This is a genomic window from Siminovitchia jepli, assembly GCF_047228825.1.
Lineage (GTDB): Bacteria > Bacillota > Bacilli > Bacillales > Bacillaceae_C > Siminovitchia.
Window position 1 is genome coordinate 1 of sequence record NZ_JBFEGN010000034.1, and the last position, 26012, is coordinate 26012.

Sequence of the window (26012 nt, forward strand, 5' to 3'; positions counted from 1 at the left end):
GGTAAATTTTTACATCTGTGGATAAGTGCATTTTCTGTTTTAAGGACTAAAAAACATAAATTTACTCCTCAAAGCTGGTTTGCCCTGTTGACACTTGACTTTTTACCAATTCGCATCTTTGATAATTAGAGTTTGTGCACAGGCCGCAAAAAAGGCGGCCTTATTGTCAGCGAATGGCCGTTAATGGTATGATAAGTGAATGAAGTGAATAAAAAGACCATCCGTTTTAGTGTATATAAATATTATTGCCGTATTTTTAAACAAGGGAGAGTTATATATGGCAGCTTTTTTAGCAAACCTTTTTGACCCAAACACACGTGAATTGCGGCGGCTTGAAAAAATAGCTTCCGATATTAAAAAGCTCGGTTCGGAGATGGAGAGAAAATCAGACGATGAACTTCGGGAAAAAACGGAGGAATTCAAATCCCGTTACCAAAACGGTGAATCACTCGATGACTTGCTCGTGGAAGCATTCGCGGTTGTTCGTGAAGGCGCCCGCCGTGTCCTCGGACTTTATCCTTATCCTGTTCAATTAATGGGTGGCGTTTCCCTTCATGAAGGCAATATCGCCGAGATGAAGACAGGGGAAGGTAAGACGCTGACTGCAACCATGCCCGTTTACTTGAATGCCTTGACCGGAAAAGGCGTTCATGTCGTGACGGTGAACGAATATTTGGCCAGCCGGGATGCCGAAGAAATGGGACAGTTGTACCAATTTCTCGGATTGACGGTCGGACTCAACTTGAACAGCATGTCAAAGGCGGAGAAAAAAGAAGCGTATGCAGCAGACATTACGTACGGTACAAACAACGAGTTTGGCTTTGATTATTTGCGCGACAACATGGTTTTGTATCCGGAAGACCGTGTCCAAAGGGCGCTCCACTTTGCCGTCATTGATGAAGTTGACTCGATTTTGATCGATGAAGCGAGAACACCGCTCATCATTTCCGGGCAGGCGCAAAAATCAACGCAATTGTATTTGCAGGCAAATGCGTTTGTCAATACGCTCAAAAAAGATGTCGATTACACGTATGATGAGAAAACGAAAGGCGTCCAGTTAACGGAAGAAGGCATCAACAAGGCGGAACGCGCTTTTCATATCGATAATTTATTCGATATATCCCATGTCACGCTGAACCACCATATTAATCAGGCGTTGAAAGCCCATGTAAGCATGCACAGGGATATTGACTACGTCGTACAGGACGGGGAAATTGTCATCGTCGACCAGTTTACAGGACGGCTCATGAAAGGGCGCCGTTTCAGCGACGGGCTTCACCAGGCAATTGAAGCAAAAGAAGGCGTCGATATTCAAAATGAATCGATGACAATGGCCACGATCACATTCCAAAACTATTTTAGAATGTATGAAAAGCTTGCGGGTATGACTGGTACGGCAAAAACGGAAGAAGAAGAGTTCCGCAATATTTACAATATGCGTGTTGTGGCCATCCCGACAAATAAACCGATTATACGGGATGACCGCCCTGACCTCATTTATGCATCAATGGAAGGAAAATTTCGTGCGGTCGTCGAAGACATCGCGGAACGCCATCAAAAAGGCCAGCCTGTGCTTGTCGGTACGGTCGCGATTGAAACGTCCGAACTGATCAGCTCGCTATTAAAGAAACAAGGAATTCCCCATAACGTGCTCAATGCGAAAAACCATGAACGCGAAGCGGAAATCATTGCCCAGGCAGGTCAAAAAGGCGCCGTTACGATTGCGACGAACATGGCCGGACGGGGTACCGATATTAAGCTCGGGGAAGGCGTGCTTGAAGTGGGCGGGCTTGCTGTCATCGGCACAGAACGCCACGAATCGAGAAGGATCGATAACCAGCTCCGCGGGCGTTCAGGACGCCAGGGAGATCCGGGTGTGACGCAATTTTATCTTTCCATGGAAGATGAATTGATGCGCCGCTTCGGCTCCGATAATTTGAAAAACATGATGGAAAGGCTTGGAATGGATGATTCTGAACCGATCCAAAGCAAAATGGTTACAAAGGCGGTAGAGTCGGCGCAAAAACGGGTGGAAGGAAATAACTTTGATGCCCGGAAGCAATTATTGCAATACGACGATGTCCTTCGCCAGCAGCGGGAAATCATTTATAAACAGCGGAACGAAGTAATGGAAAGGGAAAATCTTCGTGAAATTGTGGAAAAGATGATCCAATCGGTTGTACAGCGTACGATTGATGCGAATGCCCCGCAGCACGAAGATGAGGAACAATGGAACCTGGAAGGAATTGTGGACTATGTCAGTGCGAATCTTTTACCTGAAGGCGACATAACAGCGGCCGAATTAAGGGGAAAAGAACCCGAGGAAATGGTTGACCTGATTCTTGAAAAAATCAAGGTGCGCTATGATGAAAAAGAAGAGGCGCTTACGCCGGAACAGATGCGGGAGTTTGAAAAAGTCATTCTCCTTCGCTCGGTGGACACAAAATGGATCGACCATATTGATGCGATGGACCAGCTCCGCCAGGGAATCCATTTGCGTGCATATGGGCAAATCGATCCGCTCCGTGAATACCAAAACGAGGGCTTCCATATGTTTGAAAACATGATTGTATCAATTGAGGAAGATGCTGCAAAATATATCATGAAAGCAGAAATACGCAACAATTTACAGCGTGAAGAAGTGGCGAAAGGCCAGGCGGTCAATCGGGAAGAAAATGGGAAAAAGGCGAAAAGAAAGCCGATCCGCCGGAAAGAAAATGTAGGGCGGAACGCCCCCTGCCCATGCGGGTCAGGCAAAAAGTACAAACATTGCCACGGCAGGCTCGCATAAATAATTATTCCAAAACAGCAGAGGTGTAAACGATGGAACTATTTGAAATTCGATCCGAGTTGGAAAATACAGCGAAAAGACTCGCTGATTTCAGGGGGTCTCTTTGACTTCGAGGAAAAAGAAGCAAGAATAGCCGAGCTTGAAAAGAAAATGGCTGCTCCCGGCTTTTGGGACGACCAATCAGCAGCGCAAGCCGTCATCGGCGAGATGAACGGCTTGAAAGAACTCGTCGGTGAATTTAAGCATCTGGAGGAGAACCAGGAGGATTTGGAACTGACATACGAGCTTATTAAGGAGGAGGGTGACGCCGAGCTTGAATCTGATCTTGAAAACGATGTGAAAGAGTTTATCGCCAAGCTCGACAACTATGAATTACAGCTCCTTTTAAGCGAACCTTATGATAAAAACAATGCAATCCTGGAACTGCATCCCGGGGCAGGAGGAACGGAGTCTCAGGACTGGGGCTCCATCCTGCTTCGCATGTATACCCGCTGGGCCGAAAAGCACGGGTTCAAAGTGGAAACACTGGACTATCTGCCCGGGGATGAAGCCGGGATTAAAAGCGTCACACTCTTAATTAAAGGGCATAATGCCTACGGCTATTTAAAGGCGGAAAAAGGCGTTCACCGGCTCGTCCGCATTTCTCCTTTCGACTCGTCCGGAAGAAGGCATACCTCGTTCGTATCGTGTGAAGTCATGCCTGAATTGACGGATGATATCGAAATTGAAATCCGCTCCGAGGATCTTAAAATCGATACGTACCGTTCAAGCGGAGCAGGCGGCCAGCACGTCAATACGACGGATTCTGCCGTCCGGATTACCCACCTGCCTACGGGAATTGTCGTCACATGCCAAAACGAGCGTTCACAAATCAAAAATCGCGAAAAAGCCATGAAAATGTTGAAGGCGAAGCTGCATCAGCAGGAAATGGAACAAAAGGAAAAAGAAATGGCCGATATCCGCGGCGAACAAAAAGAAATCGGCTGGGGGAGCCAAATCCGCTCATATGTATTCCACCCCTATTCCATGGTAAAGGACCATCGCACCAATATCGAAGTCGGAAATGTCCAGGCGGTAACAGATGGAGATATTGACATTTTTATCAATGGATATTTAAGGTCTCGTCTGTAAACATTAATGATGAAAAGCTTATAAGTTTAAAAAAAATGGGTTATTGGTATACTTAAGGAGCACCATTTTTTGTAAAGGAGATGTGTGATCTTGATGAAAAAAGTGATGACTTTCATCATGGGGACAGGCCTTGCAATTGGGCTGGCCGCATGCGGCGGAGGCGGAAATAACAACAACGAAGACGGCGGTGAAACAACATCTGCCGGTGCCGAACAAATCTATGCGCAAAATTGTTCCAGTTGTCATGGAGAAAATTTGGAGGGACGCAACGGGCCAAAATTGGAAGATGTGGGATCGCGATTGAGCAAAGATGAAATTCTTGACAGGATTGAAAATGGAGGAACAGGCATGCCGCCGAAAATCATAAGCGGTGATGATGCAGACAAAGTGGCCACTTGGTTATCCGAGAAAAAGTAATATGAAAATTGTACACGACAAGCTGCATTTTATTTGGCAGCTTGTTCTTTTTCGGGGCATGAGCAAAAAGTCCCGGATAAATTGTTGTTATTAAATATTTCATGGGAAAAATTAGTTCATTCGGAGTATGCCGAATGTTACAGAATGTGACAATTTGAAACATAAATGTAATGTAAATATATCTTAACTTATAATTTACGGATGTTATAATGGGTTTGGGATTCAAAGTTCGATAAAATTTGACGAGTTTTTCAGACCCTGCTTCGTACATAAATTGCAGAGAAAGACGGGATAGCCCTTTCATCTGCTGGCTAGTGCGCAGTTAAACAATTGATGCAGATCGGGGAGCAAGGTGATTAGTATGATAGAAATGCAGGATGTGACAAAAAAATATCCTAATGGCGTTTTGGCTGCCAACGGCTTGAGCATCCTGATCAATGAAGGCGAGTTTGTATACGTAGTTGGCCCGAGCGGGGCAGGCAAAACGACATTGATCAAAATGGTTTACCGGGAGGAAAAGCCGACAACCGGCAAAATCGTTGTAAACGGAGTCAACTTATCGAAATTGAAGAATAGGGAAGTTCCGTATTTGCGGCGAAATATCGGGGTCGTTTTCCAGGACTTTAAGCTGTTGCCCACGTTGACAGTATTTGAAAATGTGGCCTTCGGACTGGAAGTCATTGAGCAGCACCCAAAAGACATAAAAGCAAGGGTCATGGAAGTACTGGCGCTTGTAGGGCTGAAACATAAAATACGCATGCTCCCATCTGAGCTTTCCGGCGGGGAACAGCAGCGCGTCTCGATTGCAAGATCGATTGTAAACAAGCCTAAAGTGGTGATCGCTGATGAGCCGACAGGTAATTTGGACCCGGAAACAGCTTGGGAGATTATGAGTTTGTTAGAAGAAATCAATATGCAGGGAACAACGGTGATTATGGCGACTCATAACCGTGAAATCGTCAATACGATGAAACACCGCGTCATTGCCATGGAAAATGGAAGAATAGTCCGTGATGAACAGCAGGGGGAATATGGGTATGAAAGCTAGAACGTTCCGGCGCCACTTGGGTGAAAGCTTCAAAAGTCTGCGCCGCAATGGCTGGATGACCTTTGCTTCCGCCAGTGCCGTTACTGTCACATTGCTCTTGGTCGGCGTTTTTTTCGTCATCATGATGAATATGAACAAATTTGCGACCGATATTGAAAATGATGTCGAAATTCGGACACATATCGAATTAACCGCGAAAAAAGAAGACCAGGAAAATTTGAAACAAAAGATTGAAAGCCTGGATAAAGTTGAGTCTGTCACCTTTTCTTCAAAAGAGGACGAACTGAATCATTTAATCAAAACAATGGGAAAAGACTGGGAGTTATACGAACAGGAAAATCCGTTGCATGACGTGTTTATCGTCAAAACGAAGGAACCGGCAGATACGCCGAAAGTCGCCAAAGAAATCAGCACATTTGAATTTGTCAATTCGGCCCTTTACGGCGAAAAGAAAGTAGAAAAGCTTTTTAACACTTTGAAGACAAGCAGAAACATTGGGCTTGTTTTAATTATTGGCCTGTTGTTTACGGCCATGTTTCTGATTTCCAACACGATTAAAATCACTATTTTTGCCAGACGCCGGGAGATCGAGATTATGAAACTCGTTGGCGCCACGAACTGGTTTATCAGATGGCCGTTTCTCCTGGAAGGAATGTGGCTTGGGGTTATTGGGGCGATTATACCAATTGCTGTTGTTACTGCCGGTTATTATTACGCCTATGACTTCCTGGCAGCCCGCATTCCAAGCGCGGTGATCAAACCGCTTGACTATAGCCCATTCGTATTTGAAATAAGCGCGGTCCTTTTATTAATAGGAGTCATCATTGGCGGTTGGGGAAGTTTCATATCAGTCCGGCGCTTTTTGAAAATATAAATCGTATATTCATAGAAACAATACCCGGATTAAAAAAGATTGAAACGCTTAATTAGAAAAGCTGCACTCGGGAGAAAGGGGAACATATTGTTGAATCGACGTTCAATTGTGACTTTTACACTTGCAGGAGTAATGGGGTTTGGCGGTTCATTTGCCTACGCGGGAGAAGCTTCCGCTTCGAAACTATCTGACTTGCAAAATGAACAAAATCAGATTTTAAATAAGCGCTCCAATTTACATCAATCTATCCAGGAAAAGAACAGCCATATTAACAAGCTTGAAAATGAAAAAAGCGGGCTTGAACAGCAGGTGGAAAAACTCGAACGTGAAATTGTCGCCACCAATGAAAAAATCACACAAAAAGAAAAACAAATTGCCGACACGAAAGCTGAAATTGAAAAGCTGAAGGCTGAAATTGAAGAATTGAAATCAAAGATTGAAAAAAGGGACGAGCTTTTAAAAGAAAGAGCCCGCAACATTCAAAAGAACGGCGGCTCAGTGAATTATATTGACGTGTTTTTAGGATCAGAAAGCTTCGGAGACTTTATCGACCGTTTTTCTGCGGTCACTACAATCGTAAGCGCCGATCGGGAAATCATGGAAGAGCAGCAGCGCGATAAAGACAAACTCGAAGAAAAGAAAGCGGAAGTGGAACAGAAGCTTGCCGATCTTAACAACATGCTTAAAGAGCTCGAAGAACTGAAATCCGGCTTGAAATCGCAAAAAGCACAAAAAGCCGAAGCGGCAAAACAGTTGGAAGCAGAGAAGAAACATGTTGAGAGTGAAAAGCTATCCTTGGAAGAAGAAGAAAAAATCCTCAGTGCGCAAAGCGCTGCGATTCAGGAAGCTATTAAATCCGAAAATGCACGGATCGAGCAAGAAAGAAAAGAGCGTGAAGCTGCAGCAGCGGCTGCCAAAGCGGCTCAGAGCCAACCTTCCGGAGGAGGGACTCAAAGCGAGTCTTCCGGAGGCGGGGCGCAGAGCCAATCATCAGGAAGCGAATCGGCTGCTCCCAAACAAAATCTTGTTTCAAACTCTGGCCCAAGCGTGAGTGCACCTCCGGTATCTTCAGGCCTGTTCACGCGGCCTGCTGCCGGCTACTTCTCATCCGGCTTTGGAGCGAGAGGAGGAGGGAATCACTTCGGACTGGATATTGCCGCAAAAGGCAAAGTCAGCATCGTGGCCGCAGCAGACGGATATGTATTTCGAAGCTACTATTCGTCAAGTTATGGAAATGTCATTTTTATTCGCCACAATCTGGGCGGCAGAACGTATACAACCGTTTATGCCCATTTAAGCGCACGTAACGTATCTGAAGGAACCTCTGTTTCAAAAGGACAGCATATTGGCTACATGGGTAATACCGGACAGTCTTACGGGCAGCATTTGCATTTTGAAATTCACGAAGGCGATTGGAACGCGTCAAAATCAAATGCTGTAGACCCAAGGAGATACATTAACTAGTAAAAGAGCTGCATCTTACGGGATGCGGCTCTTTTTTTGGTGTTTGACGCCCCCCACGGCGTGGAGCATCGCCTGCCCGCGTATAATGAAAAACACCAAAATTTCACTCGATAACCTGACCATCTCAACAATGTCTGTGCGGCTGAATCCGTACATGACATGTGAAGAAGGGAAATATGTGGTAAAATGAATTAAGTTTGTCGATGTGTCTAATTGAGAGAGATGCGAGGGGCGAAACCATGACGTTGGCGATGATCATAACAGGCATCATTAGTATTTTTCTTATATTGAATATTGTGCTCGCCGGCTTTGTTGTTTTTCTTGAGCGAAGAGATGCAGGCGCAACATGGGCATGGCTTTTGGTTTTGCTTTTTATACCGGTTGTCGGCTTTGTTCTTTATTTGATTTTCGGGCAAAATTTAAGCCGAAAAAAAATATTTGACTGGAAGGACCAAAAAAAAATCGGCATTATTGAAATTACGGAACATCAAATTCATTTGATTCGATCAGGGGATTTTCCGTTTCATGATAATAAAACCGCCCGGTTTAAAGATTTGATTTACATGCTGCTCGTCAACGACAGCGCGGTGCTGACACAAGATAATCATGTGGATATTTTTACGGACGGAAACGAAAAGTTTGATGCGCTAATGGAGGATATCAGGTCTGCCAGGGATCATGTCCATCTTGTCTATTACATTATGCGCAACGACGAGTTGGGGAATAAGCTGTTATCCCTGCTTGTTTCGAAAGCAAAAGAAGGCGTAGAGGTCCGCGTTCTTTATGACGCCATGGGCTCAAGGCGGCTTCCAAGGAAATTTTTTCGGCCGCTGATTGAGGCCGGCGGAAAAGTGAGCGCCTTTTTCCCTGCGGTTATACCCCACCTTAACTTGCAGGTAAATTACCGCAATCATAGGAAACTGGCGATTATTGACGGTCAGGTTGGTTATATAGGCGGGTTTAACATCGGAGACGAATATTTGGGATTAAATCAAAAATTTGGCTACTGGCGGGACACCCATTTGCGGATTTTTGGAAAAGCTGTTTTTGCCATGCAAACACGGTTCATTCTCGACTGGAATCAGGCGTCTTCCAACAAAATCAGCTATGAAGACAGGCTGTTCCCCGAAATAAAGTCTGTTGGGAATACGGATGTACAAATCGTTTCAAGCGGCCCGGATTCCGAGTGGGAGCAGATCAAGTATGGATATATCAAATTGATAAATTCCGCCAAAGATTACATTTATATACAGACTCCTTATTTTATACCGGATGCAAGTGTTTTGGACGCTTTAAAGATTGCTGTTTTATCCGGTGTCGATGTGAGGCTGATGATCCCCAGCAAGCCCGATCACCCATTTGTGTATTGGGCGACGTATTCCAATGTAGGGGAACTGTTAAAAACGGGTGCAAAAGTATATATTTATGAAAACGGCTTTATTCATGCAAAAACGTTAATTGCCGACGGCAAAATTGCCACTGTCGGAACGGCGAATATCGATGTCCGCAGTTTCCGTCTCAATTTTGAAGTCAACGCATTTTTATATGATGAAGTGCTTGTCGCAAAGCTCGTTCATATTTTTCAAAAAGACGCCGGACTGTCACGGGAGCTCACTTACAAAGAATATTTGGCGCGGCCGCTGTTTGTGCGGTTTAAAGAGTCGGTTTCCCGCTTATTGTCACCTGTTCTTTAATATTCCTGAATGAAATATCCGCTGACGATCTTATTTTTTGGCGTTCTATCTTTTAAATGGGCAGCGTATCATAATTGGGGTCATAAACGGTGTGGGGGCCTCCTTGTTTTGATTTTGGACAAGGAGCCAAGCAATTTGGCTGCCGCCTTGCACTGTTTCCATGCTTCCAAACCCGCAATATTGTCCGCCCCCATGGCGACGTACGCGGCAACTTGCCCCTTTTTGCCGCAGCCCTGCTACAGAAAGGAGAAAGAGCCGATGAGCAAGAAAATTTTTGGAATGGCCTTGATTGCCTTGCTGCTTGGGATTGTCGTCGTGAATATCATCCGGGATACACGCGATAACAGCGAGATCAAGGAGGCCCAGGATCAGTTCAACTCTCAAGCAGCAGAGGAGATTTATGCGGAAGAAGGCCTGAAAGAAGGGCAAGTACCTCCGGATTTTGAGCTTCCGTCATTGGATGGAAAAAAAATCAGACTTTCCGATTATAAAGGAAAGAAAGTGATTTTGAATTTTTGGGCCACCTGGTGCCCTCCTTGCAAAGCGGAAATGCCTCACATGCAGCGGTTTTATGAAACGAAGGCAGGCAGCCAAAACGCAGAAATCATCGCTGTCAACTTGACATATGCCGAGCGTGTATCCGATAAACGCTCCAAAGTGGAAACATTCAGGAACGAATACAAATTAAATTTCCCGATCCTTTTGGATGAAAATGGAGACGCCGGAAACACATATCGGCCGATTACCATTCCAACGACCTATATGATCGATACAAACGGAGTCATCCGAAAGAAAATTATCGGCCCGATGGATGAGGAAATAATGGAGCGCCTGGTTTCCGAAATGGATTGATTTTTTTATTTTTAAAAAATGTTTGACAGGCGATAGATTCGTAGTATATACTTACTTGCAAGAGTTAAAACAATTGAATGATCTAAGCATTACTCTTATCAAGAGCGGCGGAGGGACTAGGCCCTGCGATGCCCGGCAACCTTCAGATTCGTCTGAAAAGGTGCTAATTCCTACAAGCCATGAGCATGGCTTGGAAGATAAGGGGAGGAAAAGATAAATCAGCCCTCTTCTTATTCGGAAGGGGGCTTTTTGATTGATGAAACGCCCCTTTCTCGCAAGGTTTGAGGCGCATGGCCGCTCAAATCTTATTATTCTGATCGCATTAAATTATTTTAAGGAGGATGTCAAAATGACACAAGAAAAAAAGTACCAGCCCGAAACAGTATTGCTTCATGGGGGGCAAGAGCCGGACGAAACAGGATCTCGCGCGGTTCCCGTTTACAGAACAACTTCCTACGTATTTAAAGATACGGAGCACGCCCAAAAGTTATTTGCCTTGGAAGAGCCGGGCAATATTTATACAAGAATCATGAACCCGACTGTGGATGTTTTTGAAAAAAGAGTGGCAGAATTGGAAGGCGGTACGGCTGCCGTTGCTCTTTCTTCCGGAATGGCCGCCATTGCTTTTTCCATTTTGAATATTGCCAGGGCGGGAGACGAAATATTGGCAGCAACGGATTTATACGGCGGAACGTACAACTTGTTTTCCATCACGCTTCCGAAATATGGCATCAACGTCAAATTTGTTGACCCGAAAGATCCGGAAAACTTCCGCAAAGCCATCACGCCGAAAACAAAAGCCATTTTTGCGGAGGTAATTGGAAATCCGAGCCTTCACGTACTCGATATTGAAGCAGTTGCCGACGTGGCCCACGCCAATCAAATTCCATTGATCGTGGACAGCACGTTTGCCACCCCATACTTATTAAAGCCGATCGAGTGGGGAGCGGATATCGTTGTTCATTCTGCCACAAAATGGATCGGCGGACACGGAACAGCGATTGGTGGAGTAGTCGTTGATGCCGGCAAGTTCGATTGGAACAATGACAAATTCCCGGATTTCACAGAGCCGGACAGAAGCTATCACGGCATCCGCTACGGAATCGACTTGCCGGAAGCTGCATTTGCCGTTAAGCTTCGCGTCCAGTTGCTTCGTGATCTTGGACCATGCTTGAGTCCGGACAATGCGTTCCTCTTCTTGCAAGGACTTGAAACGTTGCATGTCCGGATCCAAAGACATGTGGACAACGCCAAAGCAGTTGCAGAATTTTTACAAAACCACGATGCAGTGGAATGGGTATCCTACCCGGGGCTTGAAAGCCATCCTTCTTACAGGCTCGCCCAAAAATATTTGCCAAAAGGTCCCGGTGCCATTGTAAACTTTGGCATTAAAGGCGGAAGAGAAGCGGGCAGAAATACGATTGACAACGTGAAGCTATGGTCGCATGTGGCAAACGTCGGGGATGCAAAATCTCTCATCATCCACCCTGCGTCAACGACCCACCAGCAATTGAGCACTGAAGAATTAAAGGATACAGGCGTAACCGAAGAATTGATTCGCCTTGCCGTTGGTTTGGAAGCTGTGGAGGATATTACGGCTGACTTGGGGCAAGCAATCGATAAAGCGGTTGAAGCTGTGAAGCAGTCCAATTAAATAATTAAATTGTAAAGGCTGTAACGTGTGTTACAGCCTTTACAAATTTAGACCAGTCTGCATACGACCTTTAACTTCCTAAGAAAGAACGCGGTAAAACAGCAGGGCATCATATGTACGGAACAAGATGAATTTCAACCGTCTCTTCGGGTGTTTCCAGATAGCTTGGAATCAGCCCCTGTTTGGATATCAATTCTTTGGAAACGGTCTTTTGTTTCAGGTTGACGGTGACTGGCTGTTTTAAAGGAAATTCATCCAATCCGATTGTATGGCGGTCAATCCAGCGCGCATGCATCTTCTTTTTGGAAAAAACATCAAGTGCACCCGACAGGGGAATCCCGTTTTGGAAAAATGGAGATTCTTCTTCTTTTTTGGCCCCGGGTTCGTTAAGGCATAAATACAACGACAAGTTATCACAAAGTTGGAGAAGTCCGTAGTGGAAAGCAAACAAAGACCGTCCAAAATCGGAAATGGACTTAATCAGTCGCTGCTGCCTGGCTTTTTCAAATTGGACAAATTGCTTCGCTTCGGGGGATTCCTCTTCTTGTTTAAAACGTACATAATGTTCACTGCACAAAAGCGCTGCATACCGATCGCGGCGTTCCACTTCATCTATCCCGCTATTGTATATGAGTGTCTTGGCAGGAGAGGGAAAGTCCATAAACGTGTACGGAGCCTGCTTTTGATCATTCCAAAAAGGCTGCCGGTCGACCATCCTCCAGCCGCAATCGTGCTTGGTAACGGCATGCAAGACCGATTCTCTCCACTTTTCCCCTTTAAAAAAGCCATCCTTCCAGCAAGAAAAGATTTCGCCTGATATGCCCGCATGATGATCTTGTTCGATCATGACAAATTCGTTCATTCGTTCCCTGACAATCATGGGGAGCCTCCTCTTCATCTGATTTTTTATATCATAACATTTTTTCGCTCCCGTAAACATGACTATCACACTGCTTTAAATCCGAGATGCGTTCGATTGCAAGCATCACAACAAGGGAAAATATGCAAGTGGTGGCCATTAAAGAGGCGTATGGACCGGTCTTCCGCTTTTTTAAAAATTAAAAATGATAAGCGGCAAATCTGTCGTTCGCTCGTTTCTGGCCGCTCGTATTTAAAAGCATACATGCCGCTGCGGCGCCACAGGACGTGGCGATCCAAGGCGGCCAGCGCCTAGCCTGCTCGATGTCATAAGTCAAAACACGCAGGAGGCGGGGGCCTTCTGCGTGTTTTGTTTGCCGTGCCGGGCAAGGCGCTTGCGCTTTCATTCGTTTTCTTCATTGGTGATAATGAGTACAACGCGGCGATTTTGGCTTCTTCCTTTTTCCGTTTTGTTAGAGGCGATGGGATGATATTCCCCATAACCGACAGTCCGGAAACGCTGAGGAGGAAGTCTATGCTCTTCAATTAGGTAACGGACAACCTGATTGGCCCTTGCCGTTGATAAATCCCAGTTGGATGGAAATCTGTCGGTGGAAATCGGACGATTGTCTGTATGCCCTTCGACTTCAATCATATTGGAGATTTCCGATAACATGGGTGCCAGATCATCCAAAAACAACTTTGCTTCTTTGATTAAATCTGCTTTTCCCGATGGAAAAAGCATCACCTCGGGCAAAACGACTTCAATTCCTTTTTCGGTCGGAGTAACCGTCATCTCTTTTTCCAAGCCATGGTCCGAAGCATACTCGCCCACATAATTTAAAATTTCTTCAATGCGCTTTTCGCGTTTGATCATCTCGGTCAATTGTTCTTCATATTCGTTCGGAACGGTGATCCCGCCCTCTCCCGGAGAATCGCCGGGAGATTCGCGTTTTAAATGGTTGTGGTTTTGGAACGAGTTTGTAACCGATTTAAATTTTTCAGCATTTGTATCCGAGTAGGAATACAATAGAACAAAAAGGGTGAGGATCACCAATGACAAATCTGCAAAGGTAACCAGCCATGGCTGATGGTTATTTGTTCCCTTAAATCCGTTTTTGTTCATATCCCTCGTCTCCTCCGGGCTCATCAAACAGTGCGGGTTTTTCGGAGCTTTCAATCATAAACATTTGCAGCTTGTCCCTCAAAATGGCCGGCCCTTCCTCATTGCGGATGCTCACCAATGCCTCAATGATCATCTCTTTCAGAAAGGCCTCTTCTTCCGTTAACAGTTCCAGTTTGTTGGCAATCGGCATGAAAACAAGGTTGGCCATGAGTACCCCGTAAAAGGTCGTAATCAATGCAACGGCAATGGCCGGCCCCAACTTATCCGGTTCGCTCAGTTGCTGGAGCATTAAAACCAGGCCGACGATTGTCCCGATCATTCCCCAAGCCGGAGAAAGCTCACCGGCTTTCGTAATGATTTGCCTCCCGCGTTCATGCCTTTTGCGCATGGAAAAAATATCCATTTCCATAATTTTTCTGATCATACTCTCTTCGTACCCATCAATGACGAGACGGAGCCCTTTTTGAATAAACGGATCAGGCGTTCTTGATCTTTCTTTTTCAAGTCCCCCGATGATCCCGTCCATTTTTGAAGTTCTCGCTAAATGAACGAGTGTATGGATGAATTCTTGAATAGGTACTTCTTTTCTTCTGAAAGTTGTATGTAATACTTTGAACATGTTTTTCACTTCTGAAGCACCAAAACCGACAAACAGGGAGGCAAACAGTCCGCCGAAGACAATGACAAATGAGGATAAGCTAATAAAAGCCAAAAAAGCGTCATATCCTCCTGCCATATAAATGGCCAAAAAAATAACAGCAATTCCCAGGAATATCCCCAGCGGGGTTAAAATATCTTTTCTTAGCACAAAGATTCACCAGCCTTCTGAAATAACAAATATGGCCCCTATGACTATTATCGGATAGGGAAGGGTTATATTTAGCCGCCATAATCATCATAACTTGTCCAATCCGTGCATAGGATGTGTAGAAAAGATAGTGTTGTACTTTGGAAATGGGCAAGGGGGAAGAAAATGAAGAAAAGATGGCTGGCAATCATCGCCGCCTGCTCTTTTTTTCTTGGGGCCGGCGGAGTTTATACGGGGATCCAATGGGTAGATTCCCGTGAACAGGAAGGATCGCCGGGAACAAAGGGCGAAGCGCGGCATGACACATCAATGAATTCGAATCACCTTGCTAAGGTTGAGCAGGTATATCAGCTTATTCAAGAGGCGTACGTGGAAAAAGTTGAGAGTGAGAAGCTGATCCAAGGGGCCATCCAGGGGATGATCGGAACGTTGAAAGATCCTTATTCCGTCTACATGGACAAGGATACGGCAGAGCAATTCAGCGATAATCTGGATTCATCATTCGAAGGGATTGGGGCCCAAGTCACCATTGAAAATGGAAAGCTCGTAATTGTTGCACCCATAAAAAACACACCGGCTGAAAAAGCCGGATTAAAGCCGCGGGACCAAATTATTGCCATTAATGGCGAATCGATTGAAGGACTGGATTTATATGAGGCAACGAAGAAGATTCGCGGGGAAAAGGGAACGGTTGTGACACTCGAAATTATGCGTCCCGGCGCAAGCAAACCATTCAAGGTCGAGATTACAAGGGAAGAAGTGCCCATTTTGACAGTGTTCCCGGATATAAAGGAAAGTGACGGAAAGAAGATAGGATACTTGGAGATCACATCATTTTCAGAGGGGACCGCCAGCGATTTCAGAAAAGAACTTTTAAGATTGGAAGAAGAAAAGATTGAAGGATTGGTCATCGACGTTCGTGGAAATCCAGGCGGAATGCTTTCCAGTGTGGATAATATTTTACAGCAGCTTGTCACGGATAAAAAGCCGTATGTGCAAATTGAAGAGCGAAACGGGAACAAAAATCCGTATTATTCGGGCCTGAAAAAAAGAAAACCTTATCCGATTGCCGTACTGATCGATGAGGGGAGCGCCTCTGCTTCCGAAATATTGGCCAGTGCGTTGAAAGAAGCCGAAGGCTATCATCTTGTGGGCGTACGGTCCTTCGGAAAGGGAACCGTTCAGCAGGCGATTCCGCTTGAAGATGGGAGCAATGTCAAGCTGACCATGTTTAAGTGGCTGACCCCTGACGGAAATTGGATTCATGGGAAAGGGATTGAGCCGACAATTAAAGTGAAACAGCCTGAATATTTTTACGCCCACTCCCTAAACATTGAAAAAGAGTTGGTCCGTGATATGAACAGCGAGGAAGTCAAAATCGCCCAACAATTATTATCGGGTCTCAGTTACGGTACCGGGAGAACCGACGGATATTTTGACGGTCAAACGGAGCGGGCAGTCAAGGCTTTCCAAACTGTTGAAAAAATTCCCGCGACAGGGAAAATTGATCAGAAAACAGCAGCACATCTCGAAGCGGCGGTCATTAAACGAATAGAAGACGAACGCAACGATTTGCAGCTTCAAGTGTCATTAAAAACCCTAAAATGACCATTCGGGCAAAAAATATGTCATTTGGGCCTTTCATATTGTTTTTTATGGCGAGAAATCATATAATAAATTCAGAATTTAATATAAAACCATTTTTCAGTTTCCCTCAAGGAGACGGCCCATAAGGGCATTACTTTTTTATAAGGATAAAAGCGGTTACATGTACCGGTGGTGAGGGAAAAAGTCTTCCAGGGCAAATTTTCGGAACCGTTCAATACAGGGCGGGGAACATACCATATATCCTTGGTCCAGGCAGGCCAAAAGGAGACGCTTCGGCTCTATGGGCACAATCTTGTGAAACAATGGTTCCGCTATAGAAGTAAATGGCCCATTCAATCGTTGAGTGCGCTTTGCTTCGTCTTGTTTCCGGGAAGACATTACAAATGGGGCCAAGCAAGTCATAGATGAACAAGGAGGAAGGAAAGATATGGATCAGGAAACGGTCGTGAAGGAACAGAATGAGTTTGCTCGTTATCCGCAACAGCCCCACGGGGGAAAATTGGTCAACAGAGTGTTGACCGGCAAGGAACAGGAAGAGGCGATGGCGAGAGCCAGGCAGCTCCCGACAATTATGGTTGATTTGGAAGCAGTCATTACCTTGGAAATGATTGCAACGGGAGTGCTTTCCCCAAATGAGGGTTTTATGAATGAAGCCGATTACAAGTCCGTGCTTGAAAAAGGACGGCTTGCCAATGGTACAGTATGGCCGGTCCCGCTCAGCTTTGCACCAATCGGCAATCGCAACAAGGAAATCGTTCAAACGCTTTCCGTCGGTGATGAAGTGGCTCTGGCCGATGAAACGAAAGAGCCGGTGGCCATTCTGAAAATAGAGGATATTTTTGACTATAATAAAGATGAACGCGCTTTCCACCTCTTTGGAACAACCGACCGCAACCACCCGGGGGTTGACTCGATTTACCGCCGGATGGGAGATGTATCGCTGGCCGGCCCGATTACGCTGCTTCGCCGCGTCAATTGGGGGCCATTTGAAAAACTTCGCCTGGAACCGAAAGATACGTGGCGGATTTTTTATGAAGAGAAAAAATTGCGGTCCGTGGCCGGATTCATTACGGGAGCCAACCCGCTGCACCGCGGCCATGAGTATATTCATAAGAACGCTTTGGAAACGATTGACGGCTTGCTTGTCCAGCCGCTCGTCGAAATGGCCAAGCGTGAATATACGCGAAACGAGTTCCGCATGCTGGCCTATAGAAGTGTTTTAGATACGTATTATCCGAAAGAAAGAGTTTCACTCGCCCCATTAAGGGTTACTTATATATTCGCAGGCCCCCGCGAAACGGTCCTCCATGCACTGATTATGAAAAACTTCGGATGCACCCATGCACTTATCGGCCGGGACCATGCCGGGGTGGGCGATTATTATGACAAATATGCAAGTCATACGATTTTTGATGAATTCGAACCTTCCGAGCTCGGCATCGATGTCCGGCTGTATCATGAAGTTTTTTATTGCACGCGCTGCGGGAACCTTGCAACGGAGAAGACATGCTCCCACAACGAGCGCTTCCGCCTGAAAATTTCCGGTACGGGCATCAGGGAAATGTTGCGCCACGGCATCATGCCTCCGAAAGAAATTGTGCGTCCCGAATCAAGCCGGATCGCCATGCAGGGGGTTCAGCCCAAGGGCGTCGATGAAACACGAAACTCCATTTCGCCTGTTGGGAAAACGATTAAAAGCATCTTTCCTTTTTACTTGGAAGCCAACCGTCTTGGCGGCTCGGCCCGTCGCGAGAAATTAACACCGGAAGAATTGACGATCCGTGATCTGGAAGCGGCAGTCATGGATGTCCGGCTGAATGCTGACCGCATTTACCGCGAGATTTACGAAGAGTATAACTATGCCGGCGATGTCAACCGCGATATCCAGCGGGAGTGGATTACGGATGCCCGTGATGCGATGCGTACGCAACAGCAAATGGTCGTTGACGACTTGAGGGAGAAAGTACAGCAAGCGCCGGATGTCGCTTCGGATGAGTTCCTGTACCAGGATAAAGAAGAATCGCGGAAAGAATTGGATGTAGCGGAAAAAATTCTTGAGGAAATTCCGGCCGCCATCCACGCAGGTGAATTAGATTACCGCGTTTGGAATCCGCTTCCGTATAAACGGTACAGGGGCAGTGACGAGCCGGAGGAATAAGAGCCGATTTCGTTATAGGGGATTTTCGAAAAGGCGACCCATCATTCAACATTGGATGAGGGTCGTCTTTTTTTGCTTTCTATATTGGCTGCTTATAATTATTTTCTCATTATACATACTTCTCTTATTTTTATTTTCCCACCCATGGACAATCTTTGATAAAATAAAAGATAACTTCATTGATTCCAGGGAGGTAGCGCAAAGTGGCACAAATATGGTTATTGGAGATTGCCAAGGCAATCGGGAAGTTTTTTATTCATCCCGTTTTCTATTTTTCGATCATTTTGGCTCTTGCAGCCGGTTTTTGGCGTGTGAAACGGGAGCGAAATGACTTTCATGTCAGGGTCCACGGGCTGCTTCACGAGTTAAAGCTGTTGTGGCCTGCCGGCATACTTGCAGGAGTCGTGCTCTCTATCTTCGCATTGTCTCTTGGTGTGGCGATTCCGCTTGAATTTCTTATTGTGGCCGCGGCTTTCTCCGTTCTTTTAGGAGTCATTGGAAATGCACGTTTATTGTCGCCTGCTTTTACGGTTGGACTGCCGATTATTTTCATTTATATAACGGTTTCATTGGGGCTTCCATTGCCATACAGCGATCAAATCCGGGAAAGCATGCCATTTTTGGCCGGCATTTCCGTCCTGCTTGCCATGCTGATGCTGTCGGAAGGCATTCTTATTTTGAAGGACGGCTTGAAAGATGTGTCTCCCAAATTGCGTACAAGCCGGAGGGGGTTGACTGTCGGTGCCCACCAAATGAAACGCTTCTGGCTTTTGCCGGTGTTTCTTGTTTTTCCTGCCGGGCCATTTACATCTGCGTTTGACTGGTGGCCTGTCATTCATTGGGGCGGGGAATCATATTCTCTTATTCTTGTACCATTTTTACTTGGTTTTCAGCAGCAAATTCAAAGCTGCCTTCCAAAAGCGGCTGCAGCCCGATTGGGAAAACAGGTAACGATTCTTGGTATCGTCGTTTTGGCTGCTTCTTCTCTTGTATTCTTTTATCCCGTGTTTGCTCCTCCTGTTGTTGCCGGAGTCAGCATTTTGGGGCGGCTTTGGATTTCATACAGGCACCGTGTCAGGGAAAATAATACATTGTATTATTATACTCCGCTCAACGATGGCATCATCATCTTGGATGTCATTCCTGGTTCCCCGGCAGAGCGGATGGAACTGAAAACAGGGGAAATGATCAAAATGTGCAACAACATAAAAGTGTCCAACAAGAAAGAGCTTTATAATGCACTCCTGAAAAACAGGGCATACTGCAAGCTTGAGGTGCTGGATACAAACCGGGAAATCCGTTTTGTCCAATGCTCTCTTTATGAAGGCGATCATCACGAACTTGGCATCTTATTTGTGGAGAAAAGAACAAAACCGCAGGGAACCAAGGCGGTTTAGTCATTACAAAAGCATTCGGTGTCCCCTCGGCAACGAGTGCTTTTTTTTTCATATGGTGAGTATTTGGAAAATGATAGTAATACGGAAAAGTTGCGAGTATTTCGTAAAAGTCGTGAATAACGGGGAAAAGTTGATAGTAATTCGTAAAAAGTCGTGAGTAACTTGTAAAAATTGACGAGTAATTCGTAAAAAACACCATTAGCCATTATATCCCGTTCATTCCCACAGCATTGATCCAAATCGCATGCGGCATCATCCTTGCACTTTTGTTTAGGGATATAGCGCTGGAAATCGAAACGGAGTGGTTTTTACTGCTCTTTGTTGCCCCTATTTTATACAATGACGGAAGACATTTTCCTCGTGAAGAGCTGTGGAAAATGAGAACCTCCATCTTTGGAAATGCCGTTATCCTGGTCCTTATTACGACAATCTGCGGCGGGTTTTTTATTCATTGGCTCGTACCGGACATTCCCCTTATCCCGGCATTCGCCTTGGCGGCGATTTTATCCCCGACCGATCCTGTAGCAGTAAACGGGATTGCAAAACGCATTCGAATACCTGAAAAGGTTTTGAACCTTGTCAGGGGAGAATCTCTTATCAATGATGCCTCCGGGCTGGTTGCTTTTAATTACGCCGTGGCCGCAGTCGTTACAGGCTATTTTTCTCTAAAAACAGCCATTTTGGACTTCACTTATATGTTTTTGGCGGGAGCCCTTTTGGGCCTGATGATGGGCCTGTTTATCACTTGGATACGGTTTGCGCTGCGTAAACAGGGCATTAATGACGTGACCTTCCATTCCCTTCTGCAAATTTTGACCCCGTTCATCATTTTTATGGTTACTGAACATCTGCTGCATGCATCGGGAGTCATTGCCGTAGTAGTGGCAGGCGTCCTTCATTCGTTGGTGAGAGAACGTACGGAAACGATGATGGCAGAAGAGCAGGTGTTGACGGAAAACAGCTGGTCCATTGTGTTGTTTATCCTGAACGGCATCGTTTTTTTACTGTTGGGGCTAAATATTCCTTCTTCCATGATGAAGACGGTTGCGAATCCGAATATAGGAAACTGGAATGCAATTGGATATGTGATCGCTATCGGCATCGTGATTTTGGGCATTCGTTTTGTCTGGTCCTATCTCGTTTCCTTTTACGAATACCGTTTGAAAAAGAAAAAAGCTGCTGAAAAACCGGATTTAAAAACGGCCGTGTTTACCAGTTTAACAGGTGTCCGCGGTGCGGTAACGATGGCCGGCGTTCTGGAGCGCAACTGGACGAAAAGGTTCTAAGTAAAGCGAAGAGCGAATTGCTGCTGGCCGCCATCAAAAAAATAAGGCTGGAAATGAATGAAGAAAATGAAGCGGTGGCTTATAAGCTGATCGATGATTACAAAAAATTGTTTAAAAGGTTTCAGCCGGAGCACGACATCATAGATGCAGAACATACCCAGCAAATGATGACCGACATACGCCTGATGGCCTTAAAGGAAGAGAGGAGATATATTCATGACGCGCGGGTGAGACAGGGTATGGATGATGAGTTCTTTGAAACCTTTGAAAACTTGCTGAATCACAGGGAGGACGCTCTTTCGAAAAATGCAAGATCCGGAACCCTATTCCTTATCGGCAAAGTTATAAGGAGCTTGAAGCGGTTCAGCAGCCCTTACGACCATGAAGGGGAAGCAAGGCTCACCAGATTGCGCCTGGGAAAAAATATTCACTTACAGGCGTTGCAGGCAGCCTTGCACTTTTTGGAAGATTTGGCCAAAAAACACGAAAGACCCGAACTTGTACATGCTGTCATCCTGGACTATAAAAAAATGATTGCGGATTTAAAACGGCCCGCCTTGCGATACGACGAAAAAAGCGAAGAGCTGAAGGAAGAGCTGCGTATCAAGGTCATGGATATCCAGCGTTCAAAAATCCACAGCATGTTTGAAGCAAAAGAGATAAACAGGGCGCAGGCAAAGGAGTTAAGAAGATTCATCAATTATCTTGAAAACATCACCCTGCATGAACGTGCAGAATAGGATGCTATCCATTGGAAGGGAGCTGTCATTTGTGTAAACAGTTTTCCCGTTTAGCCTGCAGTCAAATAAAGACAGCAGGCTGGATTTATTGTTTGAAACGGATGAGCTGCAAGCGGTCGTTAAACAAGGAGGGATAAGATAAAAACCCCAGCATAATGCCCGAGACAGCCGCAGCCGTTAATAAAAGAAAAAGGACGAGCAATTGGAACATGACGGCTTTAAGCGGGTCAGCACCTGCGATGATCTGCCCGCTCATCATTCCCGGCAGCTGGACAAGCCCCATCGTTTTCTGGCTTTCAATCGTGGGAATCATGCTTGCCTTAATCGAAGAGATCAGCTGGGAATGAATGGCTTGCTTGGGGGTGCCGCCAAGAGACAGAATCAATTCGGCCTCGTCTTCGTGGGCTTCCACTTCGGAAATGAACCTGTTTAAGAAAAGAATGGAAAGCACCATGGCATTTCCGATTACCATACCGCTGAGCGGGATAATGTACTGTGCGGTTGGCGGCGTGATGCCAAGGCCGAGTAAAATTCCTTGCGTAAGCAGTTCAATACATACGATTGTAACGGCCACTTTCCACGTAATCCCTTTTATAAAAAGTCCTTTTTTACGCACGTTTTCCACCGCCGCCCCGATCATCAGCAAAATCATCAACACAATATAAATACCATGTTCCGAATCAAAAACGAATTGCAATAAATATCCGACGGCCAATAGCTGGATGATCGACCTGACGGTTGCCACAATCGTATCCTTTTCAAGCCCCAAGCGCAGTGTTTTTGACAATAGGAGCGGAATGAGCACAAATATGAGGGTTAAAGCCAAAGCGGTGTAGCTCATGAAAATCCCCCTTCCACAAAGCGCTTCACTTCATCTGTTATCGGTGATTCAAGCAGGCTGCTTTCTCCCGCTTCTGCGAGGCGCCCGTTCATCATGACCCATGTATAATGCCCGATTGTTCTTGCCTGCCTTAAATGGTGGGTAATCCAAATCATCGTAACACCGTACGTATGATTGATTTTTAATATTAACTCTTCAATTTCCTTGGAAGAAGCAGGATCCAGCGAAGCGGTAATTTCATCCAGTAATAAAATACGAGGGCGATTGACAAGCGTTCTTGCGATCGAAACTTTTTGGCGCTGTCCTCCCGAAAGGTTTCTGCTGTCCCTGTGTAAAAAAGACTTATCCAAACCGACGTCCTCCAAAAAAGCGGAAGCGTCTTTTTCCAAGAGGTTTTTTCCGGCCAATTTCAATGGCAACGCCAAATTATCGTAAACCGTCCCTTTTATCATCGGTGCATTCTGCAGGGCGATGCCGGCCATTCGCCGAAGTTCAGCGGGTTTATATTCGTTTACATGTTTGCCCTGAATGAATATATCTCCGGATGTGGGGGAAATGAGGCCGTTGCACAGTTTCAGAAGCGTTGTCTTTCCGGCCCCGGAAGGTCCGGCCAAAGTGGTAATTTTACCGTCGGGAATGGAACCGGTCACTTCTTTTAAAATAGCGGCATCGCCGATGGAGTAAGAAACACGGCGGAAATGAATGGCGGGATTAAATTCCATGGATCGTTTATCGCACTTCCTTTCCCTGGGCGAATCGTTATGGAATAATCGTACAGGAGTTGCGAAGGAACCTCAATCAGAATGATCCATATATGACATTTTTGTTAATAGTGCAATAGTGCACAGATTCTTCACAATTAAGACAATTGTATTTGATAAGGTTGATGTATAAGATAAAGAAAGAGGCGGGTGATCAATGTGCAACAAATGAACTTTTTTCTTGCGTTCGGTGCAGGCTTTCTATCTTTTATTTCGCCATGTTCCCTCCCTTTGTATCCGGCATTTCTTTCCTATATAACCGGGATGTCGGTCAGTGAGCTGAAGTCGGAGAGGGGGATATTCAGGAAAAAAGCATTTATTCATACACTGTTGTTCTTGCTCGGTTTTTCCATCATCTTTTTGGTGCTTGGATTCTCTTCAACGATATTGAAGGATATTTTTGTCCGATATCAGGACCTTATCAGACAAGTGGGCGCGATTGTACTTGTATTTTTTGGCTTGGTATTGGCTGATGTGTTGAATTTTAACTTCTTGAATATGGACAAGAAAATTCAATTTCAAAACAGGCCGGCAGGCTATTTGGGATCTGTTTTGATCGGGATTGCTTTTGCTGCCGGCTGGACGCCGTGCACGGGGCCTATTTTAGCAGGGGTCATTACCCTTGTTGCCAATGATCCCGGAAAAGGGCTCCTTTATATGGGAGGATATGTAATCGGATTTTCCATTCCGTTTATTGTGATGTCCCTGTTTATGGATAAAATGACATTCCTGAAAAAACACGGGCAGCGTTTTATGAAGATTGGCGGCATTTTGATGGTCATCGTAGGAATCATTTTGTTTTTTGACTGGATGACGTTGATTATTTCTTTACTGCAGCCTCTCTTCGGGGACTTTAAGGGATTTTAGGAACCATGTCACATAATTTTTAATAACGAATGTCGGTCCTGCATATTGGCAGGGCTTTTTCTATGGTACGATAAAAGAAAAACGAGGGGGCCTTTTCATGACGGCTGTTCAGAGAGACCATCGGTTTTACATCTTGCTTTTTCTGCTATTTCTCGTCCTTGGCGCCAATACACTCATATATCGTTCCCCGCTTACCCCGTTGGTTCTCCCCGCGGATGCCGATTGGGTCGTCATCGGGTCGCTCATTGATTTGGCGATTGTTGCTCCATTGCTTGTTCTGTCTTTGAAGCGGGGGAAAAAGATTAAGGTTAAATCATTTATTGCCTGGATGGTGAGTGGGCTTGTGTTTGCGCGATTCCTGATACCAAGCGCCTATTTCGAGCCATTTGCTTACATGCCCTTTGCTGCAATTGGCCTGGAGGCCATTATCGTATTGGCTGAACTGGGCTTGGTCGTTTTGCTGGCCTGGAGGCTTCCGGGCATTATCCGGTGGATCAAAGCACATGGCAATAGCCCGTTGTACTCATTTCCGGCAGCCGTCGAGAAGCGTGTGGGCACCCATATGCTGCTTAGGCTTTTGGCTTATGAAATGGTGATGTTCTACTATGCATTCGCCTCGTGGAAAAAGAAGGCGCCTGTTGGCAGGAACTATTTTTCTCTGCATCAAAAATCAAGTTTGATTGCATTTTACATCATGCTGATTCACGCTGTGGCAATTGAAACGGTAGGGATTCACTGGCTGATCCATGAAGTATCTCCCATCCTCTCTCTTTTGCTGCTGGTTCTTAATATATACACAGTCATTTATTTTATCGGCGAAATTCAGGCGGTACGGTTAAATCCCTTATCGGTGAAAAATGAGCAGATATTTGTATCTTTGGGGCTGGGGAAGCGAATGATCATTCCTCTTAAAGAGATTGAAAGGATCCGATGGGGGAAAGAAGCGGCCGAATTCAACATGAAATCAAAAGAGACGATTATCTTCATTGCCAAGGATTTTGAACACGTACCGCCCAATTGCATTGTTGAATTTGCAAAGCCGCTGGAGGCATCGCTGTTTTATGGATTCAAAAAATCATACACGCAAGCGGCAATCCGCCTGGATGAACCGGAACGCTTTAAGTCGCTTTTTTCATAAAAATAAAGAGCCGTCTGTCTTTATTTATGACGGCTCTTTTATGAGTACATTTACCAGTAACATACAGCGCCAATAATGACAAGCAGGATAAACAATACGACGATCAACGCGAATCCGCCGGCGTAGCCGCCATATCCGGCACCACAGAAGCCCGGATTGCCATAACCGAACATTAGCAACACACTCCTTTCCCATTGGCTTTTGAATCCTTATTCACTGCTGCTTTCGCTGCTTTCGTTTTCCAGTTTTTCTTCTTCTACTGCGGCTTCCCGTGGTCTCCCCCAAAAAAATGCCCAGGGGTCCCTCCTTGGTTCCTCCCTGTCCATGTGAGGCTGCTCATGGACAAACTCCACCTTTTTCGCGTGAATAACCAAATTATCCACGTGAATGACTTTTTCTTTCTTTTGGTTAGACATCGCTATCCTCCTCTCCCTATGGGTAACGGTTCTTTGTTATCTTATTCAACATGGATATTTGTGTATAGGCAAAAGAGGAAACA

Annotated in this window: 23 protein-coding genes and 1 riboswitch; of the genes, 16 read left to right on the plus strand and 7 right to left on the minus strand. The window is 45.5% G+C overall.

The window, feature by feature from the left end:
* Positions 1–277 precede the first annotated feature (277 nt).
* The 9 genes from secA (at position 278) to AB1L08_RS12305 (ending at position 11925) form a co-directional block, all read left to right on the plus strand.
* Positions 278–2791, plus strand: coding sequence for a preprotein translocase subunit SecA (gene secA / locus AB1L08_RS12265; protein WP_413064948.1), 2514 nt, complete (start codon positions 278–280; stop codon positions 2789–2791).
* Between the two features lie 32 nt (positions 2792–2823).
* Positions 2824–3922 (plus strand): peptide chain release factor 2 gene (gene prfB, locus AB1L08_RS12270; protein ID WP_413064949.1). Its coding sequence is split into 2 segments (ribosomal slippage): positions 2824–2895 and positions 2897–3922, totalling 1098 coding nucleotides; the frame shifts between segments, so codons are not numbered across the junction.
* Positions 3923–4015: 93 nt separating this feature from the next.
* Entirely contained in the window at positions 4016–4339 is a 324-nt protein-coding gene (cccB, locus tag AB1L08_RS12275; RefSeq protein WP_413064981.1) for a cytochrome c551, read from the plus strand.
* Between the two features lie 361 nt (positions 4340–4700).
* The gene (ftsE, locus tag AB1L08_RS12280; protein WP_413064950.1) at positions 4701–5387 is read left to right on the plus strand and encodes a cell division ATP-binding protein FtsE; all 687 of its coding nucleotides are present in this window, start codon (positions 4701–4703) and stop codon (positions 5385–5387) included.
* Positions 5377–6261, plus strand: a complete 885-nt coding sequence (ftsX, locus tag AB1L08_RS12285; protein WP_413064951.1) for a permease-like cell division protein FtsX — start codon at positions 5377–5379, stop codon at positions 6259–6261. The genes ftsE and ftsX overlap by 11 nt, the downstream gene beginning before the upstream one ends.
* A gap of 90 nt (positions 6262–6351) precedes the next feature.
* Positions 6352–7725, plus strand: coding sequence for a PcsB-like coiled-coil domain-containing protein (locus tag AB1L08_RS12290; RefSeq protein WP_413064952.1), 1374 nt, complete (start codon positions 6352–6354; stop codon positions 7723–7725).
* Positions 7726–7976: 251 nt separating this feature from the next.
* A complete protein-coding gene (gene cls, locus AB1L08_RS12295; RefSeq protein WP_413064982.1) occupies positions 7977–9419 on the plus strand; it encodes a cardiolipin synthase in 1443 nt (480 codons plus the stop codon).
* A gap of 258 nt (positions 9420–9677) precedes the next feature.
* Positions 9678–10271: a peroxiredoxin family protein gene (locus AB1L08_RS12300; protein WP_413064953.1), complete on the plus strand. Its 594-nt coding sequence runs from the start codon at positions 9678–9680 to the stop codon at positions 10269–10271.
* A gap of 92 nt (positions 10272–10363) precedes the next feature.
* A riboswitch (SAM riboswitch) is annotated at positions 10364–10475 on the plus strand.
* 145 nt (positions 10476–10620) lie between these two features.
* The gene (locus tag AB1L08_RS12305) at positions 10621–11925 is read left to right on the plus strand and encodes a homocysteine synthase (RefSeq protein ID WP_413064954.1); all 1305 of its coding nucleotides are present in this window, start codon (positions 10621–10623) and stop codon (positions 11923–11925) included.
* A gap of 109 nt (positions 11926–12034) precedes the next feature.
* Here the strand turns inward: AB1L08_RS12305 and AB1L08_RS12310 are convergent, their stop codons facing one another.
* From AB1L08_RS12310 to AB1L08_RS12320, 3 genes are all read right to left on the minus strand, one after another.
* On the minus strand, positions 12035–12805 hold the full coding sequence (locus AB1L08_RS12310) for a DUF3891 family protein (RefSeq protein WP_413064955.1): 771 nt from the start codon (positions 12803–12805) through the stop codon (positions 12035–12037).
* Positions 12806–13186: 381 nt separating this feature from the next.
* Positions 13187–13909 carry an OmpA family protein gene (locus tag AB1L08_RS12315; protein WP_413064956.1) on the minus strand — a complete coding sequence of 241 codons (723 nt, stop codon included), beginning with the start codon at positions 13907–13909 and terminating at the stop codon, positions 13187–13189.
* Positions 13890–14717: a MotA/TolQ/ExbB proton channel family protein gene (locus tag AB1L08_RS12320; protein WP_413064957.1), complete on the minus strand. Its 828-nt coding sequence runs from the start codon at positions 14715–14717 to the stop codon at positions 13890–13892. Before AB1L08_RS12320 ends, AB1L08_RS12315 begins: the two co-directional genes overlap by 20 nt.
* A gap of 165 nt (positions 14718–14882) precedes the next feature.
* Between AB1L08_RS12320 and AB1L08_RS12325 the strand changes: the two genes are divergently transcribed.
* The 5 genes from AB1L08_RS12325 to AB1L08_RS12345 all read left to right on the plus strand — a co-directional run bounded on the left by AB1L08_RS12325 (position 14883) and on the right by AB1L08_RS12345 (position 21906).
* Positions 14883–16325, plus strand: coding sequence for a S41 family peptidase (locus AB1L08_RS12325; protein ID WP_413064958.1), 1443 nt, complete (start codon positions 14883–14885; stop codon positions 16323–16325).
* A 427-nt stretch (positions 16326–16752) separates the two neighbouring features.
* Positions 16753–18483, plus strand: coding sequence for a sulfate adenylyltransferase (locus tag AB1L08_RS12330; protein ID WP_413064959.1), 1731 nt, complete (start codon positions 16753–16755; stop codon positions 18481–18483).
* 203 nt (positions 18484–18686) lie between these two features.
* Entirely contained in the window at positions 18687–19880 is a 1194-nt protein-coding gene (locus AB1L08_RS12335; protein ID WP_413064960.1) for a PDZ domain-containing protein, read from the plus strand.
* A 230-nt stretch (positions 19881–20110) separates the two neighbouring features.
* Entirely contained in the window at positions 20111–21166 is a 1056-nt protein-coding gene (locus AB1L08_RS12340) for a cation:proton antiporter (RefSeq protein WP_413064961.1), read from the plus strand.
* Positions 21167–21183: 17 nt separating this feature from the next.
* Positions 21184–21906, plus strand: a complete 723-nt coding sequence (locus AB1L08_RS12345; protein WP_413064962.1) for a hypothetical protein — start codon at positions 21184–21186, stop codon at positions 21904–21906.
* Positions 21907–21991: 85 nt separating this feature from the next.
* On the opposite strand, the gene AB1L08_RS12350 is transcribed toward AB1L08_RS12345, so the two are convergent.
* Both AB1L08_RS12350 and AB1L08_RS12355 read right to left on the minus strand, forming a co-directional pair.
* On the minus strand, positions 21992–22747 hold the full coding sequence (locus AB1L08_RS12350) for an ABC transporter permease (RefSeq protein ID WP_413064963.1): 756 nt from the start codon (positions 22745–22747) through the stop codon (positions 21992–21994).
* Positions 22744–23469, minus strand: a complete 726-nt coding sequence (locus AB1L08_RS12355) for an ABC transporter ATP-binding protein (protein ID WP_413064964.1) — start codon at positions 23467–23469, stop codon at positions 22744–22746. Before AB1L08_RS12355 ends, AB1L08_RS12350 begins: the two co-directional genes overlap by 4 nt.
* A 207-nt stretch (positions 23470–23676) precedes the next feature.
* On the opposite strand from AB1L08_RS12355, the gene AB1L08_RS12360 reads away from it, so the two are divergent.
* Both AB1L08_RS12360 and AB1L08_RS12365 read left to right on the plus strand, forming a co-directional pair.
* Positions 23677–24375, plus strand: a complete 699-nt coding sequence (locus tag AB1L08_RS12360) for a cytochrome c biogenesis CcdA family protein (protein WP_413064983.1) — start codon at positions 23677–23679, stop codon at positions 24373–24375.
* A 97-nt stretch (positions 24376–24472) separates the two neighbouring features.
* Positions 24473–25513 carry a beta-carotene 15,15'-monooxygenase gene (locus AB1L08_RS12365; protein ID WP_413064965.1) on the plus strand — a complete coding sequence of 347 codons (1041 nt, stop codon included), beginning with the start codon at positions 24473–24475 and terminating at the stop codon, positions 25511–25513.
* A gap of 50 nt (positions 25514–25563) precedes the next feature.
* Here AB1L08_RS12365 and AB1L08_RS12370 read toward each other — a convergent pair whose 3' ends face one another.
* A complete protein-coding gene (locus AB1L08_RS12370; protein ID WP_413064966.1) occupies positions 25564–25686 on the minus strand; it encodes a YjcZ family sporulation protein in 123 nt (40 codons plus the stop codon).
* A 36-nt stretch (positions 25687–25722) separates the two neighbouring features.
* A complete protein-coding gene (locus AB1L08_RS12375) occupies positions 25723–25929 on the minus strand; it encodes a hypothetical protein (RefSeq protein ID WP_413064967.1) in 207 nt (68 codons plus the stop codon).
* Between the last annotated feature and the right edge of the window lie 83 nt (positions 25930–26012).

Bases quoted from the DNA above. Each gene is read 5' to 3' on its own strand.
- AB1L08_RS12310 (WP_413064955.1), bottom strand. From the start codon at position 12,805: ATGATTGTCAGGGAACGAATGAACGAATTTGTCATGATCGAACAAGAT.
- cccB (WP_413064981.1), top strand. From the start codon at position 4,016: ATGAAAAAAGTGATGACTTTCATCATGGGGACAGGCCTTGCAATTGGG.
- AB1L08_RS12300 (WP_413064953.1), top strand. From the start codon at position 9,678: ATGAGCAAGAAAATTTTTGGAATGGCCTTGATTGCCTTGCTGCTTGGG.
- cls (WP_413064982.1), top strand. From the start codon at position 7,977: ATGATCATAACAGGCATCATTAGTATTTTTCTTATATTGAATATTGTG.
- AB1L08_RS12305 (WP_413064954.1), top strand. From the start codon at position 10,621: ATGACACAAGAAAAAAAGTACCAGCCCGAAACAGTATTGCTTCATGGG.
- AB1L08_RS12325 (WP_413064958.1), top strand. From the start codon at position 14,883: ATGAAGAAAAGATGGCTGGCAATCATCGCCGCCTGCTCTTTTTTTCTT.
- AB1L08_RS12365 (WP_413064965.1), top strand. From the start codon at position 24,473: ATGACGGCTGTTCAGAGAGACCATCGGTTTTACATCTTGCTTTTTCTG.
- ftsE (WP_413064950.1), top strand. From the start codon at position 4,701: ATGATAGAAATGCAGGATGTGACAAAAAAATATCCTAATGGCGTTTTG.
- AB1L08_RS12355 (WP_413064964.1), bottom strand. From the start codon at position 23,469: ATGGAATTTAATCCCGCCATTCATTTCCGCCGTGTTTCTTACTCCATC.
- AB1L08_RS12350 (WP_413064963.1), bottom strand. From the start codon at position 22,747: ATGAGCTACACCGCTTTGGCTTTAACCCTCATATTTGTGCTCATTCCG.
- AB1L08_RS12375 (WP_413064967.1), bottom strand. From the start codon at position 25,929: ATGTCTAACCAAAAGAAAGAAAAAGTCATTCACGTGGATAATTTGGTT.
- AB1L08_RS12360 (WP_413064983.1), top strand. From the start codon at position 23,677: ATGAACTTTTTTCTTGCGTTCGGTGCAGGCTTTCTATCTTTTATTTCG.
- AB1L08_RS12315 (WP_413064956.1), bottom strand. From the start codon at position 13,909: ATGAACAAAAACGGATTTAAGGGAACAAATAACCATCAGCCATGGCTG.
- AB1L08_RS12370 (WP_413064966.1), bottom strand. From the start codon at position 25,686: ATGTTCGGTTATGGCAATCCGGGCTTCTGTGGTGCCGGATATGGCGGC.
- secA (WP_413064948.1), top strand. From the start codon at position 278: ATGGCAGCTTTTTTAGCAAACCTTTTTGACCCAAACACACGTGAATTG.
- ftsX (WP_413064951.1), top strand. From the start codon at position 5,377: ATGAAAGCTAGAACGTTCCGGCGCCACTTGGGTGAAAGCTTCAAAAGT.
- AB1L08_RS12330 (WP_413064959.1), top strand. From the start codon at position 16,753: ATGGATCAGGAAACGGTCGTGAAGGAACAGAATGAGTTTGCTCGTTAT.